Genomic DNA, 16,740 nt, shown 5'->3' with positions numbered 1-16,740 from the left:
AGTTCAGCATGGCATACACAGGTTTGAGAATTCACCCGACCATCGGCATCGCCCGCGTCGGCAACAGTGAAGAATACTATCTGGGCCCGGAAAGCCTGGCCGGCATGCCGCTCGATGGCCAGGATGGCACGGGAGGCTTGCCGATCCGGCCCGGCACGGAAGACACGACCATCGCCAGCAGCGAGTTGCGCGATGCCAGCGGAAAGCTCAAGCGGCAGGCGGCCCGCTTCCGGATCTACCAGTATGCGTTCGACGCAGCGGACGGCGTGGAAAGCTATCCGCTGGGCAGGCGGGGCGCGGCGGCCGAAGTGGCCATCGGCAGCATGGTCGATGGCAAGATCGTCAAGGACATCGTCTGGACTGTGCACCTGGCCAACAAGAAAGCCAATAGCTGGGAGGGCGGGGAAGGCGTGGCGCCGTTCGACAAGCAGCGCGCGCCAGCCCTGCGCAATCGGGATTTCGGCGAGCGCGGCTCGCCCCACTTCGGCACGCCGGCCGACCCGCTGCGCCTGAAGCTGCTGGTCATCGACCCCGGACCGCGCACCGCGCAGGCATCGCTCCAGGCCGTGCAGCGGTTCGATGCCGCCACGCCGCCGTCGTGCGCGGATGCGGCCAGCGGCGCCGTGCGCAGCCTGCCCGCCTATCCCGTGTCGTTCCCGCGCGACGGGCAGCCTGGCGCGCCGGCGCAGGGCCCAGGCGCCATCATCGCGTCGTTGGGCGCTATCACGACGGAAAAGAACGGACGCCTGCTGGTGCTGGGCGGCTATGGCAAGGCCAGCGGCTTTGACGCGCAAGGCAATTATTCGACCGCCGCCGTCCTGCACGACAATGTCAACAACGACAACTGGTTCGATGACGTGGCCGATGGTCCCGTCACGGCCATGCTGCTCTTCGCCGACGGCACGGCGCGCGCCGTCGAGGGCAGCGCCTGGGTGGTGTCCAGCGACCCGTCGTACGCGCCGCAAACGGCGAACGTCGTTTCGTTGTGGGACGACCTGTACTGCACCTGGCTGGAAAAGATGGCACTGCGGCCCGCCGTGTATGCCGATGGCAGCTACCAGGCGGGCTACCAGAGCAACTTCAGCACCGATGTCCAGCCCATCCTGCGCGCGGCCTCGCTGCAGCGATGGACGACCAGCCTGCCGCCCAGGGCGATCAAGGAGCACGACTTGCTGGGCAAGATGAAGGCCGAAGGCCTGACCTACCCGATCATGAATTTCATCCGCCATCCCGACCAGACGGGCGCGCCGTCGCTGAAGCCGCAAATGCCGCTGTCGCTGGGTGATGCGGGCAGCAGCCTGCTGACATTGACCCGCGCCCAGTATTTTTTCATGGATCAGTGGGCGCATGGCCATTATGTGGCCGACAGCGGCAATTTCCTGCTGGGCGCGGGCGAAGCGCTCGATCGTACGGTTCTGTTCAACTGCCTGGGCGGCCGCTACAGCCCTGGCATCGAGATGGGTTTTATCGTGCGCGACCCCGGCCTGTACCGGCAAGCGTGGCGGTGCCATGATGCTGGCGGCCCGTTCCGCATCAATGCACAGCATCTCGATTACTCGGCTGCCGTCAGGGACCAGCCCTTTCTCGGCGTCGGCTATATGCCGCTGCGCGGCGGCGAGGTGCAGCCCGGCGACGTGTCGAAGTTCATGGCCTTGCCGTGGCATACCGATTACAACTCGTGCGCCACGCATTTGCCCGATCCGAATCCCGGCGGCACGGTGCTCAATAACCAGCAGGCGATCGATGCCGCCACGGCGCTCAAGGGCAATGGCTACAATACCTTGCTGTATTCTTCCTGGCCGGCGCAGCGGCCCGTGGCCGTGTACACGTACGACGACGTCGTCGCCAATGGCGGCGAATTGGGGACGTCGCGCTACTCCGTGCGCGGCAAGGGCACGCGGGCCGATGAAGTGCCGTCGACCACCCCGGAAAATGCGGAAATCGACCGGCCCGCCATGCATGTGGGCCGTTACCAGGACCGCGCGCAGTTCCTGCTGAACTGGCACCGCATCGGCGTGGTCGTGCAAAGCACGGCGATAGCGCGCAAGGCTGGCGAGAAGGCCATCTGCAAGGATTACTACCTGGAAGTGGAAAGCCTGTTCGACAGCGATGAAAGCAACCTGGTCGAGTATTGGCGCAACACGGCCATCGACAAGATGTACCGGCCGAAGCCGCAGCCGAAACCGAAACTCTGATGCCGGCGCAGGCAGAAAGCTCCGCTGCGGCGGGGCCGTCGCGGCAGCGCTACCGGGTCGCCGTCATCGGCGGCGGCCCGGCCGGCTGCGCCTGCGCGCTGGCGCTGGCGCAGCATGGCGTGCATGATGTGCTGGTGATCGAGGCGGGCGATTACGCGCACTTTCGCATCGGCGAGAGCATCCCGCCCGAAGCCAACCGTTTGTTCCAGGCGCTGGGCATTGCGCAGGAATTTTTCGCCGAGGCGCACGCGCCTTGCCATGGCAGCTGTTCCTGGTGGGGCAGCGACAGGCGCGGCTACAACGACGCGCTGCTGCATCCGCTGGGCCACGGCTGGCACCTGGAGCGCGCCAGGTTCAATCGCTTCCTGGCGCGCCAGGCGCGCCTGCGCGGGGTGGAAGTGCTGATGCGCGCCAGCCTGGCCGCGTCGGTTCCGGCGCAAGGCGGCGGCTTTGCCCTGGAATTGATGCTGGGTGATCCGGTGCACCGGCGACCGGCCACCATCCATGCCGATCTGGTGGTCGACGCCAGCGGCACGCGCGCCGTCTTCGCGCGCCAGCGCGGCAGCCGCAAGGTGGAAACGCTGCCGCTCGTGTGCCTGGCCAAGCGCTTCGCCGCGCCCGATGGTCGCCGTTCCGGCCTGACGCACCTGGAAGCGGTTGAACATGGCTGGTGGTATGGCGCCTATCTGCCCGACGCCACCTTGCTGCTGGCGCTCTATAGCGATGCGGCCACCGTCAAGGCGCGGCGCCTGCAGCATGCCGGACACTGGCTGGCGTGGCTGGCGGCCGCGCCCAATACGGCCGCGCTGGCCCGCGGCGCGGCGCCGCTGGCAGGTGGCGTGCAGAGTTTTCCCGCGCCGTCCTACTGCCTCGACCAACTGCATGGCGACGGCTGGCTGGCCATCGGCGACGCGGCCTCGGCCTACGATCCCGTCACGTCGCAAGGCATCGTCAAGGCGCTCGCCAACGGCATGGCGGCCGCTGGCGCCATCGCCGGCCACGCCACGCTGGACGCGGTGGCGCATACGGTGGCGCAGCGCCATGCGCAGTATCTGGCGCAGCGCCAGCAGTATTACGGTTGGGAGCAGCGCTGGCCCACCGCGCCGTTCTGGCGCCAGTTGCATGCGGGCGCGCAGGCGCGCTAGCGGTCTTGTCGCCGCTGCGCCTCGCGTTCGAGCGTATCCCTGCCGATGATCTTCAGCCTGGCCCCGCCCTTGAAGGGCAGCGCTTCCTCGCTACCCGCCGTCTGGATGCCGGCCGAGACGCCGATGTCGGCCGTCACATCGACAAATTCCGTACGGAACATGCGCAGCTCCGTATGCTTGATGATGCTTTGCAGCGCAATCGACTGGCCCGGCGCGATGGTCGTGAAGGCGCGCTTGAGCGCATGATTCGCCAGACCCGTCTTCAATACCTGGCTTTGTTCGCTCACGTTGTCGATCAGGCGCATATTGGGCCCCCGCGCTTGCATGTATTGGAGCGGATAGCCGACTTCCCCATTGCCGATATTCTTGATGACCACCTCGATGCGCATGTCGCTGCCCGTGAAAATGCAGGCCGGATTATCGATGCAGTGGGCGCTGATGGAGAGGATTTCGTTCGGCATGGCGTTTCCTGGGAGTTGTAGGGACACTGCGAGCAGTGCGATTAGGAGCCGTTCAGGATGATATCGCATTTGATCTTCCGTCCTATTTTCGTCCGTAGCAATTCCTGTACTTCGATGGCGATCTGCCAGGCATGCCGGTCACGGATGACGATGGAGCCGGCCGAGTTCATGATGTTGGCGGCGGCCGGTTCCGGTTCCTCATCGTCCGAGAGCGAAGGCACGGGCGCATCCCAGCTGCCGTCCGGCTTTTTGTATTTGACGGTCTCGTCGTCGCCTTCCACATACGAGTATTCATCCGGCAAGCCATAGCAGTGACCGAATTCATGTGCGTGTGTCTGGCCATCGGTCGAGGCGGACACGTCGATGATGGTACCCGTCACGCTTTCGCGGTCATAGCGTTTGTGGATCTGCATGATGTAGTGCTCGTTGCTCTCCACATAAACGACGCGGTAGACGATGGGCAGGACGCGCGTGCCGCATTCGGGATCGCTGATTTTCATCTGGAATTTATTGTTCCAGTGGCTTTCCAGCCCCGTGGTGGCGATGCCCTTGACGTACTTGATGACGGCGGCGCGCTGCTTGGCCCGCGTGGCGGCCTGTGGGGTACCCTTCTCGCGGTCTTCCAGCGCCTGGTCGGCCGGCTCGAGCACCGTGATCACCTTGACGCGCAATTCGGCGATGATGCCGGTATTCGACTTGACGGGCACGTAGATCTTGTAGCGCACATTGTCGAAATAGTTATGCGGCGCGCCGCTGGCGCCAAAGGTGTTGTTGTAGCGCGGTACGCTGGAGACGCTAATCTCCTTTTCATAGTCGGCGATCCAGCAGGCGGGGCGCTTGATCAGCACTTCCTTGCGCTGTTTGTTATCGACGGGGCTGGTGCTGGAAGTACCCGTTTCCTTGAATTTCGGCTCGGGCTTGGGTGGCGTCTTTGCCGTCGTGCCGGGCGCGGGCGCCTTGGAGCGCGTGTCCGACGTGGGCGCAGGGGGCGGGCTGTCCTCCGTCTCGGGCACCTGGCCCGGCGATTTGAGCAGTTCGATCACCAGCGCCTCGACGGCGGCAGCCGCCACGATGTGGGTCAAGCCCCTGGCGTCCGTCATGCCCGTTTCGATACTGCCGTCGGCGCGCTTGACGCGATACGGCTGGCGCGGCATCAGTTCACCCGTGTCGCGGTCTTTCAGCACGAAGCCTTCGTCGAACAGTTTCAAGCGGCTGTCCGGCAACGGTGGAAGGCCGGCGGCGACGCTGGCACCGCCGTTGAAGACATGCTGCCCGCCCTTGACCGTAAAATGACCGGGGCAGCGGAAGGTGATGTCGCCGCCTTCGAGCGTGATCGAAGATTGTCCCGCCTGCAGGACGATTTTCTGGTTGGCCTTGATGTCGATGCTGTCGCTCACGGAGATCACCGTGACGGCTTGATCGGCAAGGATTTCCAGCTGGTCGGTATGCGCTTCGAGCGAGACGGGACCGTTGCCCGCGACGGCCTTGATGCCGCCTTCCTGACTGAACAGTGTGACCGCGTTGGCCGCCACTGAGGCGACCGTCTGGCCGGCCGTCATGTGCAGGTCGGCCTGCGCCGTCCAGTGCAGTTGCTGGCCCGCGAACAGCACCGTCGACGCCGGCGTGGCCCAGTTGATGCTGCTGGGCGACTCCATCACCACGAGCGGCTGGGCGTAGCGTTCCACGGGCTGCGCCGTATCAGGCGCACGCGTGCCGCTGCCCGCTTTGCTGGCTTCCTGGCCGCCGACATTGGCCTGGTACTTGCCGTCCTGCAGCGGGTCGATCTGCGCCGCCATGTCCAGCTGCGCCTGGTTCGCATCCTTGCTGACGAGGGCTTTTTGCTGGCTTGCCGACGTCGCCACCGTCTTGCTCAGTTCACAGGCGCCGCGCAGCAGTGCCAGCGCTTCCTTGGTGTCGAGCTGGCTCGACGCCACGCTGGCGCCCTGGCGCGCGCGCGCCGTGGTCGAGATCAGCATGCCTTCGCCGGCGCGCGGCATGGCCCAGGCATCGGTGCGCAATTCAAAGCCGCTGCCGCGGTAGCTGCCCCGTTGCGCCGAGTTGGCGCCTTGCTGCACCAGGTAGCCCAGATTGAGCTCGGTGGCGGCGCTGCTCGAAGCGAGCCGGGTGCGCAGCTGGCCCTGGGTATCGTCCAGTACCCACTGGTTGTAGCCGGCGCCGTCGAAATTGTGGCTGTGCATGCCCGACAGGACGCCCGCGTGGTTGACGCCCGAATTCTCGCCGGCCGCATACGGCGGCGTGTCGCTGCCCGTGTAGAGCTGGGCGACGACCAGCGGGCGGTCCATGTCGCCCTCGACGAAGTCGACCAGCACTTCAGTGCCAAGGCGCGGCGTGAATTGCGAGCCCCAGTTCGGGCCGGCCAGTGCTTCGGCCACGCGCACCCAGGCGCCGGACGCCTCGTTGCCGGGCGCATTGCCCTGCTGGTCGGTGTTGTGCGCCAGGCCGCCCGGATTGGCGGCGCTGCCGCGCTGCCAGGCAAACTGGATGCGCACCTGGTGGTCGCGGCCCGTGGTGGCCACGCTGTCGGCCAGGCCCACCACCAGCGCTGTCTGCGGACCCAGCGCCACGGCCGGCGCGCGCGCGGCGGTGGCGCGCGGCACGATGGCCACGCTGGCGCGCACGCAGCCGAAGCGGTTGCGGTAGGTGCCTGGTTCGATCTGGCCGGCGATCCAGTCGGCGACGCCGCCCAGGCCGGCCGTCCTGGCCAATTTCGACAGCATGTCGCCCAGGCCGGCGCCGGCCGGCCCCGTATTGTTGCGCGCCTGGTGCTCGGCCCACAGTATGGTGAATGCGTTGGCGCCATCGGCATGCTGCTCGTGCTGCAGCAGGCGCATGGCGTGGCCGGCGGCCAGGCGGCGCACGGCGCCGGCGCCATCGAACTGCTTGTTGTCCAGCTCCAGGGCTTGCAGCATGCGCTCGCTGTGTGGCCCTGCCGCCGCGCGGTCGGCGTGCAGGCGCTCGCCGGCGCCGTCATACACGGCCAGTTGCGGCAACTGCCCGGCTTCCAGGCTGGAGACCTGCTCGGCGGCGGGCGCCGTCACCTGCGCCGGGTCCCAGCTGCTGATGCTGACGGCATTCGATTGCACCTGGCGGCGCGCGCCGAAGCGGTCGATGGCGTCGTCGGTATCGGTGGCGCGCACGCCGTGAAAGCGCATGTCGGCGCCGCCCGGGGTCTGCGGCGCGGTGGCCTTGCTGTCGAAGATCACCAGTTTGTGCCTGGCCTGTGCCTGGCCATCGCCGCCTTCCTGCGCGCCGCCGGGCTGGTCGTGCTCGAAGCGCCAGCTCAGGCCTTCGGCGGCCAGCAGGCGCGCGAAGAATGCGAAGTCGCTTTCGCGGTATTGGGTACAGATGGCGCGCGTGGCCAGCGCCTGGCTGACGTCGAATTCAAAGCGCAGCTGCGGGTAGTCGGCCAGCAGCTCCGTGACGATGTCGCGCGCATTCTTGTCCTGGAAAATATAACTGTCGCGGCGCAGCTGCAGCAGGGCCAGGGCCGGCTCGAGGCGCAGCCGGTAGCGCGCCACGCCGCCGTCGGCGCCCAGCCAGGCGCAATCGGTGCAGATGCCGTGCCAGGCGCGCTGGCTGCCGTCGGGCTGCAGCAGGCAAAGCGTCATTTCCTCGCCGATGAAGGAGGCAAGGTCCAGGTTGGCGGCGGTGCTCAGGGCATCGACTTCGAAGCGGAACAGTTCATTGACGGCCTCGCGGCCTTCGAACTGTTCCGCCATCAGCGATTCCGGCTGCCCGGACTGCTGGGCCGTGGCCAGGGTGATGAGCCGTGCATGCTGGCTCAGGCCGGTGCCGAACTGGCCCGTTGCCGCGGGGGCTGGTTGTGCGCCGCCCATCACGGCAGGGTAATGCTCAGGTTAGCCACGCGCGGCGCCAGCTTGACGATGTCGTTGTAGGCATTGATCTGCGCTTCCGTCTGTTTGGCCAGCATGGTGCGCAGCCCCAGGTAACCCAGTGCGCAGATCAAGGCGAACACCGAACACAGCACCCATGGCGGCACGTTGTTGCGCAGCTTGTGGATGATCTGGTCGGGCCGCTCCGCATGCGGGGCGAAGCCGGTTTTCTTGCCCTTCATCTGGGCGATTTCATCGCCCAGGCGCGCCGTCAGGTAGTTGAGTTTTTCCGGGCCTTCGAGGATATAGCGGCCCTGGAAGCCCAGGAGCAGGCACATGTGGAATACCTCGAGCGCCTGCAGGTGCGCGCTGCCGCGCGCGCGCAGCGCTTCGAGGCGGATGAAGAAGTTTTCGCCGGCCAGCTGGTCGCCGAACAGCACCAGCTGCAACGGCCGCCGCGCCCATGCGTCGCGGATGCTGTAGGGCGAGCGCAGGATGATCTCATCGACGGCCGCGCAGAACGCATATTTTGCGGCGTCGATGTCGTCCGCCGAGGCGCCCTGTTTTTTCGCGCCGCGGCCGAACTCATCGAGGAAGTGCGTCATCTTGCTGATGAAATCGGCATTGTCTTGCGGCCCGCTGCCGTTCTTCAGCATGAACAGGGCGTAAAAACCGTCGTACATCAAGTCCATCAAGGTGTGTTCGGTGCCGGGACCGGCAGCCATGCTGGAGGCATAGGCGGCCTGGCTGCCGGACATCAGGGAAGGGGGAGCGCTGGAGTGCATCGTTAGACCTCAGGAAGTGACGGCGACAAGTTCGAGTTTCAGTTCACGCATGCCGGAAGGGACGTAGATCAGCAGCGACTGTGCCTGCAGCATGCGTTCGTACATCTGGCCCTTGGCTTCTATGGTGAAGTAAAACATGTCGGGGCGCACCGGCACGGCGGCCGGCACCTGCGGCGCATGCTGCAGGCGCACCCCGGGCAGGGCGGACAGGACGAATTTTTCCACATCGTCCGGCGCGCCCACCTTGAAGCGCAGCGGCACCACGTCGACCAGTTCCACGCCGGCCATGTCGGCGGACACGCCCAGGTAGAACGCCGTCTTGGCATCGATCTTTTCCGAGTCCAGCTTGCCGTGATGGTAGGACGGCTTGGTTTCCGTCAGCGCGATGGCGAAGTATTTCGACGAGATCACGGTGTCGAGCAATTCGCGGATCATGGCGTGCAGCTGGGCGAACGACGGTCCCGGATCGGCATGCCGGTACGGCGGCAGGTCGGCCAGCGCATGGCTTCTTGAAAAGGTCATCAAGCCGCCCGCCAGGGCCAGCAGCTGTTCGTACAGCCGCTCCGGATGCAGCGCCGGATGATGGAAATAATGGCTGAGCGAGGCGTAGGCCGCGCTGGCCGTATGCAGCAGCCAGAACGAGGACATGTCGCCCGAGCGAAATTCGATCACGCTCTTGCTCGGCTCGCGGTGATGCCCATACAGCGCGTTGACCTTGGCCTGCAGCGCGTCGATCAGGCGGCGCAGCTGCAGGAACAGCAGGGGCGCGCTGCGGATGGACAGGCTGGGGGGTACGAAGGCCGGATCTTGCTCGAAGCCGCCCGTCGACAGGCGCCGCAGGCGCAGGAGGGGGAAGCTGACGTAGGAATCGCGCGGTTCGGAATCGGCGACCAGGCGCAGGGTTTTTTTCAGGTAGGTCAGTTCGGCCTGCGCGGCCTGGGTGTACAGGTCCGGCGTGCTGAGATTGGCCTGGGCGTAGCGCGCCGCGTTGTTGGGCTGGCCGCTGGCGGCGAAGTTGCCGCCGAATGGCTTGAAAGCCGGCAAGGCGGCGTGGAAAGTCACCGATTGCAGCGACGACGGCAAGTTGCCCAGGTCGAGCGCGTCGGGCAGTTCATCGCTTCCGGCAGCATTGTAGATTTCGCCGTCCTGGAAGACCAGCGACAGTTCCAGCAGGCGCAAGCTGTTGTTGGCCAGCGCATCGCGGTCGATCTGCAACTGGTTCACCCCCCACGCATACGGATGCAGCGCCTTGACGCTCTCGTGCAGGCGCTGTTCGTGATACTGGTCTTGCTGCTGGAAATGCTGGGGCCGCAGGAACAGCCCTTCGCCCCATAACAATTTTTTTGCCATGCTCATGGATTGCCCTCTATACCAGACACAGTGAGGCGCGCGGCAGCGACTGAAAATCATGCCTCGCATCGCGCAACTTGGTGCTTTTTTCGCAACTGCAAGAACCTTAACATTATCTTGAAGAATGGTGCGTACTGTAGGTTTTTAGCATCAGAAGTGTGAGTTTTCGCGTATTTTCTATTGAACGCAGTGAATTTTCAAATCATGCTACGCTCCGGAAAATAAATAATTGGCAACTATAAAAAGCAACTTTTCAGTCCCCAAAACGGTCTTCTTTTTTGAAGGAAAGCTCAACATGACACGCTCGGTTTCGCTACGCACTCTTGCAGTTATCGCCTGTGCTTTTACCCTCAGCGCCTGCAGTACGGCGCCGGTGGCCAAAGCACCGCCCGTCGTGGCGCCGACCTTGGAGGAGCTGATGGCCAAGGCCACGCAGGCGGTGGACACGGGCAACAAGGCGGCGGCGCTGGCGCTGTGGCAGGAGGCCGCCGCCACGGCGCCCGCCGACAAGCAGCCCTGGGTGCGCATGGCGCAAAGCCGCTACGATGCCGGCCAGTATGGTGAAGCCATCCTCAATGCCCAGGAAGTGCTGGTGCGCGATCCTGCCGACAAGCTGGCCAACAGCGTGATCGCCATTAGCGGACTGCGCCTGTCGACGCGGGCGCTGGCCGACCTGAGCCGTCAGAACAACCTGTCCGGTCCGCTGCGTGCGGAATCGCAGGACCTGGCCAAGCTGCTGCGCGAGAGCCTGGGCGAAACCGTGCTGGTGCCGCCACCGGACAAGCCGCCCGTGCGCGCATCCCGCAAACAGCCAAGCAAGCGCACTGCCGATGAGGGCAGCGCCAATCCATTCAATGCCCTGAAGTAGCCAGCCAGGCACAGGTACGCCGCAGTTCAACAGGCGCATCGCCGATGCCGCCAACATTTTGGGAAGGGGATGTCATGTCGAAAAAAGATAGTGTGCAGAAGCGCTTGCAAAAGGTACGCCCGCCACGCGTGCAGATGACCTATGACGTCGAGATCGGCGACGCCATCGAAAACAAGGAGCTGCCCTTCGTGGTGGGCGTGGTGGGTGATTTCGGCGGCAATTCCGAACTCGAGCAAAAGCGCCTGAAGGACCGCAAGTTCGTCGATATCGACCGCGATAATTTCGATGAAGTGATGAAGGGCATCGAGCCGCGCGCCACCTTCCGCGTGCCCAATGAACTGGGCGCCGGTGGCGGTCAGTTCGGCGTCGAGCTGAAATTTCGCGCGATCGCCGATTTCCGCCCGGAAGCGGTGGTCGAGCAGGTCGAGCCGCTGCGCAAGCTGCTCGAGGCGCGCACCAAGCTGGCCGACCTGCGCAACAAGCTGGCCGGCAACGACAAGCTGGAAGACATCCTGAATGACGTGCTCAACAGCACGGAAAAACTGGCCCAGCTGGAACAACATTCCCACGTCAGGAAAGATTGATATGTCCGCACAACTGACCCCCGCATTGAGCGCCGCCGGCACCGCCGAAATCGACTTGCTTGACCAGATCGTCGAGCAGAGCAAGGTGGCCAAGTCCAGCGTCGAACACGCCCGCGCCAAGGATCTGATTTCCGAACTGGTCAGCCAGGTCATGGATGGCACGGTGGTGGTATCGAATAACCTGGCCGCCACCATCGATGCCCGCGTGGCCGAACTGGACCAGCTCATTTCCGCGCAGCTCAGCGCCATCATGCACGCTCCCGAATTCCAGAAGCTGGAAAGCAGCTGGACGGGCCTGCATTACCTGGTGAAGAACACGGCCACCGGCACGAATCTGAAAATCAAGATGATGAACGCGACCAAGCGCGAACTGGTCAAGGATTTCCAGAGCGCGCTGGAGTTCGACCAGTCGACCATGTTCAAAAAGGTCTACGAAGAGGAATTCGGCACCTTTGGCGGGGCACCGTTCGGCACCTTGCTGGGCGACTTCGAATTCAGCCGCCAGCCGGAAGACATGTATTTCATCGAACAGATGTCGCATGTGGCCGCCGCCGCGCACGCGCCGTTCATCTCGTCCGCGTCGCCAGAACTGTTTGGCCTGGAAAGCTACAGCGATCTGGGCAAGCCGCGCGACCTGGCCAAGGTATTCGACACGGTCGAGTATGCGAAGTGGAAATCCTTGCGCGAATCGGAAGACGCACGCTACGTGGGCCTGACTTTGCCCCGCTTCCTGGGCCGGTTGCCGTTCAATCCGCTCGATGGCGCCACCGTCGACGGCTTCAATTTCGTCGAGGACGTCGACGGCACCGATCATCAGAAGTACCTGTGGTGCAACGCCGCCTACGCTTTCGGCACCAAGCTGACGGCCGCCTTCGAGGATTACGGCTGGTGCGCGGCGATCCGCGGCGTGGAGGGGGGCGGCCTGGTGGAAGACTTGCCGACGCATACCTTCAAGACGGACGAGGGCGAGGTGGCGCTGAAATGCCCGACCGAGATCGCCATCACGGACCGCCGCGAAAAGGAATTGAGCGACCTGGGCTTCATCTCCCTCGTGCACTGCAAGAACACGGACTATGCCGCGTTCTTCGGCGCCCAGTCGGCGCAGAAGGCGAAAAAATACAATACCGACGCCGCCAACGCGAACGCCGTGCTGTCGGCGCAGCTGCAATACATCTTCGCCGTGTCGCGCATCGCCCACTACATGAAGGCCATGATGCGCGACAAGATCGGCAGCTTTGCCGCCGCCTCCAACGTGGAAGATTTCCTCAACCGCTGGCTGACGCAGTACGTGTTGCTCGACGATAACGCCAGCCAGGAACAGAAAGCCCAGTTTCCGTTGCGCGAAGCGTCGGTGCAGGTGTCGGAAGTGCCGGGCCGTCCCGGCGTGTACCGCGCCGTGTCCTTCTTGCGTCCGCATTTCCAGCTGGACGAATTGTCCGTTTCACTCCGTTTGGTCGCGGAGCTTCCGCAGTCGACCAAATCGTAATGTATTTTTCTTCACATCCTTGAAAGGAATAACATGGCAATCGACGTATACTTGCAAATTGATGGCATCAAAGGCGAATCCACGGATAACAGCCACAAAGATTGGATCGAATGCAAGTCGGTCCAGTGGCAAGTATTGCAACCCAAATCGGCGACCGCCTCGACGGGCGGCGGTCATACCGCCGAACGTACCGAGCACAAGGATATCGTCATCGCCAAGATGGCCGATCTTGCCAGTCCCTTGCTGCTGCAAACTTGCTCCTCGGGCAAGACCATCCCGAAAGCCAAGCTCGAGTTCCTGCGCGCCGATGGCCAGGGCGAGCGCATCAAGTACTTCGAAATCGAACTGGAGAATGTGATGATCAGCAGCGTGGCGCCGTCGGTGGCTGCGGGCGACATTCTTGGCGAAGACCTGGCACTCAAGTATTCGAAGGTCAAGTGGAAGTACACGCAGCAAAAAGTGGGTGGCGGTTCGGGTGGTAACACCTCCGGCGGCTGGGATCTGTCGGCCAACAAGACAGCCTGACCGTATCTGACCGCGTATGCCAGCGGCGCGCTGCCGCCGCTGGCTTTCCTGGCCGCCGGCAGCGGTGTCCACGCCACCCATGAAACGGGAAACCCATGAAAGGTTTTACGCCGGGCCTGTTCGACCGCCTGATGGATACGCCCGTGCACGGCGCCTCCAGCGGCACCGTCTCGCGCCTCTCGCTCGAAGACTTGAAAGACACCGTGGCGCGCGATCTCGAAGCGCTGCTCAACACCCGCGCCGTGCTGCCCGAGGCGCTGCTCAAACCCTTTCCCGAGTGCGGCAAGTCGATCATCACGTACGGCTTGAACGATTTCGCCGGGCTTAGCCTGTCGAGCACGGACGACCGCGCCTATATCTGCCAGTGCCTGGAAAAGGCCATCGCCCGCCACGAGCCGCGCTTGCGCCAGGTGCGCGCATCGCTGGAAATCGAGGAAGGCTCGATCAACCGCCTCAATTTTGCCATCAGCGCGCTGCTGGTGGTGCATGCGGCGCACGAACCGGTCAGCTTCGACGCCATCCTGCAGCCTTCCAGCCTGCATTACACGATCAGCAAGGGGCGCCGCGCCGCGTCCACGGGAGCCTGACCTTGGAAGAATTGCTGCCCTACTACGAGCGCGAACTGGGTTTCCTGCGCCGCTATTCGCGCGAATTTTCCGAGCGCTACCCGAAGATCGCCGGCCGCCTGCTGATGGGCGGCGAGGTGTGCGAGGATCCGCACATCGAGCGCATGATCCAATCCTTCGCGCTTCTCAATTCGCGCATCTCGAAGCGCATCGACGACGATTATCCCGAGTTCACCGAAGCGCTGTTCGAGGTGCTGTATCCGCATTATCTGCGGCCTTTTCCCTCGTGCTCGATCGCGCACATGGATTACGCCGCCGCGGCGGCGCAGCTGACGGCGCCTGCGGAAATAGCCCGCGGCACGGAGCTGACGACGCGCCCGGTGAAGGGCGTGGCCTGCACCTTCCGCACGGCCTACCCCGTGACGGTGGCACCGCTGGCGCTCACGCATGCCGCGTTTTCCGCCATCATCGAGGCGCCGGAACAGGTGCTGCTGCCCGCGAATGCCACGTCGGGCGTGCGCATCACCATCGAGTCGAGCGCCGCGCAGTTATCGTTGGGCCAGTTGGGACTGGCGTCGCTGCGCGTGTTCATCGATGGCCAGCCCTCGTTTTGCGCGGCGCTGCGCGACGCCCTGTTCATGCGCACCGTGAAGGCCTACGCCGAGGCGGACGGCAGCGGTAGCTGGGTCGCGCTCGACGGCATTCCGGTGCGCAGCGCCGGCTTTGCCGAGGACGATGCGCTGATCCCGTTTTCCGCCCGCTCGCATCCGGCCTACCGGCTGCTGACCGAGTATTTCTGCTTTCCCGAAAAATTCAATTTCTTTGACATCGATCTCGGCGCGCTGTGCGCCGCGCTGCCGTCCGGCTGCCGCCGCATCACCTTGCACCTGGCGCTGAGCGGCTTGCGCACCGATTCGAATACGGCGCGCCTGCTGGGCACGATGAACACGCATAACCTGCTGCTGGGCTGCACGCCCGTGGTCAACCTGTTCCGCCAGCGCGGCGAGCCTATCCGTCTCACGCATATGGCGGCCAGCTATCCCGTGCTGGCCGATGCGCGCCGCGCCTATGCGTTCGAGGTGCAGTCCATCGACTCGGTCAAGCTGGTGCGGCAGACGCCGCAGGGCGAATCCGTGGTGGAGTTCCGTCCATTCTATTCACTGCGCCATGGCGAGACGCCGGCCAGGGATGGCCATTACTGGGTCATGCGGCGCGACGAGATCATCGCCGGCAAGAGTCCCGGCTACGAAACGCAGATCTCGATTGTCGACATCGATTTCAATCCGGCCGCGGTAGAAACGGATACGCTCAGCCTGGAGCTGAGCTGCACCAACCGCGACTTGCCGGCGCAGCTGACCTACGGCTTGCACGGCGGCGACCTGTTCCTCGAAGGCGGCTCCAGCGTGCGCAGCATCAGCCTGCTGCGCAAACCCAGCGAGTCGCACCGTTTCGAACGGGGACGGGGCGCTCACTGGCGTTTGATTTCGCATTTGTCGCTGAATCACCTGTCGCTGGCCGGCAGCGGCCTGGAAGCGTTCCAGGAAATGCTGACCCTGTACGACTTGCCGCGCTCGGCCACTTCGCAGCGGCAAATCCGCGGCATCACCGCCGTCGCCCACCAGGCCGTCAATGCCTGGCTGCCAGGTAATCCCTTCGCCTGCCTGGTGCGCGGCGTCGAAGTGCGGTTGACGATAGACGAAGAGGCTTTCGTCGGCAGCGGCATCCACGCCTTTGCGCATGTGATCGAGTGCTTCCTGGGCTTGTATGTGCATGCGAACAGCTTCACGCAACTGGTGGTGCTGGCAAAAAAATCAGGAGAGGAGCTGTGGCGATGCAAACCACGCAGCGGCGATTCGAGCCTAGTGTAATCGAGCGCCTGTTTGCCCAGCCTTACCGCTTCCAGTACTTCCAGGCGGTACGCATGCTGGAGCTGTGGCTCAGGCGCAATGGCTTGCCGCACGACGATGCGGTGGCCAGTTTCCTGCGCTTTCAGAATTCCGTCTCGCTCGACTTCGCTCCCAGCCAGATCGAAGTGTTGGCGCCCGAACCGCGCGAACTGGCCACGGACGTCAGCGCCCTGGACGCGGCGCTGCGCAGCGGGCAGCTGAAATACGTGCGCGTTACGCCGGCCTTCATGGGTTTTCTCGGCGTCGCCGGCGCGCTGCCGCTGCATTATACGGAACGCATCGCCACGCATCAGCTGTATGAAAAGGACGAGGGGCCGCGCGCCTTTCTCGACACGTTTTCGAACCGCGCCCTGGCCTTGTTCTATGAAGCCTGGCGCAAGTACCGGCTGGAGCTCAAATACCAGCTCGACGGCAAGGACCAGTTCCTGCCGCTGCTGCTGTCGCTGGCGGGGCTGGGCAACGCCTCGCTGCGCCAGCGCCTGGCGGGGGACGGCACGGGCGTGCTCGACGAATCGGTGGGATTTTTCGCCGCCGCCATGCGCCACCGGCCGCCGTCGGCCGTGCTGATCGGCCAGGTGCTGTCCGAGTATTTCGGGCAGCGCATCGCCGTCAGCCAGTTTGTCGGCTGCTGGTACGACGTGCCGCGCGAGCAGCAAAGCACCTTGGGTGGTAGCAACGCCTTGCTGGGCGCCACCGCCATGGTCGGTGCGCGCGTCTGGCAGCGCGACTTGCGCCTGCGGCTGACCATTGGCCCGCTGGCCCGCTGCCACTTCGACGCTTTCCTGCCTGGCGGCGCGGCCGCACTCGCGCTTGAGAATATGCTCGCCATGTTCACCGGCTTGTGCCTGGAATACGAAGTGCAGCTGGTGCTGCGCGCCGCCGATGTGCAGGGCATGACGCTGGCAGTGCCGCGCAGCGGCGGACGGCTGGGCTGGGACAGTTTTTTGATCACCGGCGGCGAGGCGCGCGACCGCGCCGATGTCCGCTATGAACTGCATGCGCTGGCTTGAACAC

General features: G+C 64.4%; 13 protein-coding genes. 9 read left to right on the top strand and 4 right to left on the bottom strand.

Annotated features, from left to right (window positions below; all coding sequences use genetic code 11):
- Window positions 1-8 precede the first annotated feature (8 nt).
- Window positions 9-2,195 (top strand): LodA/GoxA family CTQ-dependent oxidase, encoded by a 2,187-nt coding sequence (locus ACQ4WY_RS16875; protein ID WP_436505025.1) that lies wholly within the window; start codon window positions 9-11, stop codon window positions 2,193-2,195.
- Window positions 2,195-3,340, top strand: a complete 1,146-nt coding sequence (locus ACQ4WY_RS16870) for an FAD-dependent oxidoreductase (RefSeq protein WP_436505024.1) — start codon at window positions 2,195-2,197, stop codon at window positions 3,338-3,340. The genes ACQ4WY_RS16875 and ACQ4WY_RS16870 overlap by 1 nt, the downstream gene beginning before the upstream one ends.
- Here the strand turns inward: ACQ4WY_RS16870 and ACQ4WY_RS16865 are convergent.
- The 4 genes from ACQ4WY_RS16865 to tssK are packed head-to-tail and all read right to left on the bottom strand — an operon-like array spanning window position 3,337 to window position 9,796.
- The gene (locus ACQ4WY_RS16865; RefSeq protein WP_436505023.1) at window positions 3,337-3,801 is read right to left on the bottom strand and encodes a hypothetical protein; all 465 of its coding nucleotides are present in this window, start codon (window positions 3,799-3,801) and stop codon (window positions 3,337-3,339) included. The two genes, ACQ4WY_RS16870 and ACQ4WY_RS16865, sit on opposite strands and share 4 nt — an antisense overlap.
- Window positions 3,802-3,842: 41 nt before the next feature.
- Window positions 3,843-7,658 carry a type VI secretion system Vgr family protein gene (locus ACQ4WY_RS16860; RefSeq protein WP_436505441.1) on the bottom strand — a complete coding sequence of 1,272 codons (3,816 nt, stop codon included), beginning with the start codon at window positions 7,656-7,658 and terminating at the stop codon, window positions 3,843-3,845.
- Window positions 7,658-8,440 (bottom strand): type IVB secretion system protein IcmH/DotU, encoded by a 783-nt coding sequence (gene icmH / locus ACQ4WY_RS16855; RefSeq protein ID WP_436505022.1) that lies wholly within the window; start codon window positions 8,438-8,440, stop codon window positions 7,658-7,660. Before icmH ends, ACQ4WY_RS16860 begins: the two co-directional genes overlap by 1 nt.
- Before the next feature lie 9 nt (window positions 8,441-8,449).
- Window positions 8,450-9,796: a type VI secretion system baseplate subunit TssK gene (gene tssK / locus ACQ4WY_RS16850; protein ID WP_436505021.1), complete on the bottom strand. Its 1,347-nt coding sequence runs from the start codon at window positions 9,794-9,796 to the stop codon at window positions 8,450-8,452.
- 289 nt (window positions 9,797-10,085) lie between these two features.
- Between tssK and ACQ4WY_RS16845 the strand changes: the two genes are divergently transcribed.
- The 7 genes from ACQ4WY_RS16845 (at window position 10,086) to tssG (ending at window position 16,736) form a co-directional block, all read left to right on the top strand.
- Window positions 10,086-10,658, top strand: a complete 573-nt coding sequence (locus tag ACQ4WY_RS16845; RefSeq protein ID WP_436505020.1) for an outer membrane protein assembly factor BamD — start codon at window positions 10,086-10,088, stop codon at window positions 10,656-10,658.
- Window positions 10,659-10,732: 74 nt separating this feature from the next.
- A complete protein-coding gene (gene tssB, locus ACQ4WY_RS16840; RefSeq protein ID WP_436505019.1) occupies window positions 10,733-11,242 on the top strand; it encodes a type VI secretion system contractile sheath small subunit in 510 nt (169 codons plus the stop codon).
- A gap of 1 nt (window position 11,243) precedes the next feature.
- Window positions 11,244-12,728 carry a type VI secretion system contractile sheath large subunit gene (tssC, locus tag ACQ4WY_RS16835; RefSeq protein WP_353657911.1) on the top strand — a complete coding sequence of 495 codons (1,485 nt, stop codon included), beginning with the start codon at window positions 11,244-11,246 and terminating at the stop codon, window positions 12,726-12,728.
- 33 nt (window positions 12,729-12,761) lie between these two features.
- The gene (locus ACQ4WY_RS16830; RefSeq protein WP_035817450.1) at window positions 12,762-13,253 is read left to right on the top strand and encodes an Hcp family type VI secretion system effector; all 492 of its coding nucleotides are present in this window, start codon (window positions 12,762-12,764) and stop codon (window positions 13,251-13,253) included.
- A 95-nt stretch (window positions 13,254-13,348) separates the two neighbouring features.
- Window positions 13,349-13,840, top strand: coding sequence for a type VI secretion system baseplate subunit TssE (tssE, locus tag ACQ4WY_RS16825; protein WP_035817453.1), 492 nt, complete (start codon window positions 13,349-13,351; stop codon window positions 13,838-13,840).
- A 2-nt stretch (window positions 13,841-13,842) separates the two neighbouring features.
- Window positions 13,843-15,687 carry a type VI secretion system baseplate subunit TssF gene (tssF, locus tag ACQ4WY_RS16820; RefSeq protein WP_436505018.1) on the top strand — a complete coding sequence of 615 codons (1,845 nt, stop codon included), beginning with the start codon at window positions 13,843-13,845 and terminating at the stop codon, window positions 15,685-15,687.
- Complete coding sequence (gene tssG / locus ACQ4WY_RS16815; RefSeq protein ID WP_436505017.1) at window positions 15,651-16,736, top strand: type VI secretion system baseplate subunit TssG; 1,086 nt, start codon at window positions 15,651-15,653, stop codon at window positions 16,734-16,736. The genes tssF and tssG overlap by 37 nt, the downstream gene beginning before the upstream one ends.
- Window positions 16,737-16,740 lie beyond the last annotated feature (4 nt).

The sequence above is a fragment of the Janthinobacterium salmonicoloratum genome (assembly GCF_051380845.1).
GTDB lineage: Bacteria > Pseudomonadota > Gammaproteobacteria > Burkholderiales > Burkholderiaceae_D > Janthinobacterium > Janthinobacterium lividum_F.
Note: the sequence above shows the minus strand (reverse complement) of the source record. Positions and strands in the feature narration are given on the sequence as shown.

Coding starts and splice junctions, on each gene's coding strand:
- ACQ4WY_RS16875 (WP_436505025.1), top strand. CDS start 9: ATGGCATACACAGGTTTGAGAATTCACCCGACCATCGGCATCGCCCGC.
- ACQ4WY_RS16870 (WP_436505024.1), top strand. CDS start 2,195: ATGCCGGCGCAGGCAGAAAGCTCCGCTGCGGCGGGGCCGTCGCGGCAG.
- ACQ4WY_RS16865 (WP_436505023.1), bottom strand. CDS start 3,801: ATGCCGAACGAAATCCTCTCCATCAGCGCCCACTGCATCGATAATCCG.
- ACQ4WY_RS16860 (WP_436505441.1), bottom strand. CDS start 7,658: ATGGGCGGCGCACAACCAGCCCCCGCGGCAACGGGCCAGTTCGGCACC.
- icmH (WP_436505022.1), bottom strand. CDS start 8,440: ATGCACTCCAGCGCTCCCCCTTCCCTGATGTCCGGCAGCCAGGCCGCC.
- tssK (WP_436505021.1), bottom strand. CDS start 9,796: ATGAGCATGGCAAAAAAATTGTTATGGGGCGAAGGGCTGTTCCTGCGG.
- ACQ4WY_RS16845 (WP_436505020.1), top strand. CDS start 10,086: ATGACACGCTCGGTTTCGCTACGCACTCTTGCAGTTATCGCCTGTGCT.
- tssB (WP_436505019.1), top strand. CDS start 10,733: ATGTCGAAAAAAGATAGTGTGCAGAAGCGCTTGCAAAAGGTACGCCCG.
- tssC (WP_353657911.1), top strand. CDS start 11,244: ATGTCCGCACAACTGACCCCCGCATTGAGCGCCGCCGGCACCGCCGAA.
- ACQ4WY_RS16830 (WP_035817450.1), top strand. CDS start 12,762: ATGGCAATCGACGTATACTTGCAAATTGATGGCATCAAAGGCGAATCC.
- tssE (WP_035817453.1), top strand. CDS start 13,349: ATGAAAGGTTTTACGCCGGGCCTGTTCGACCGCCTGATGGATACGCCC.
- tssG (WP_436505017.1), top strand. CDS start 15,651: ATGCAAACCACGCAGCGGCGATTCGAGCCTAGTGTAATCGAGCGCCTG.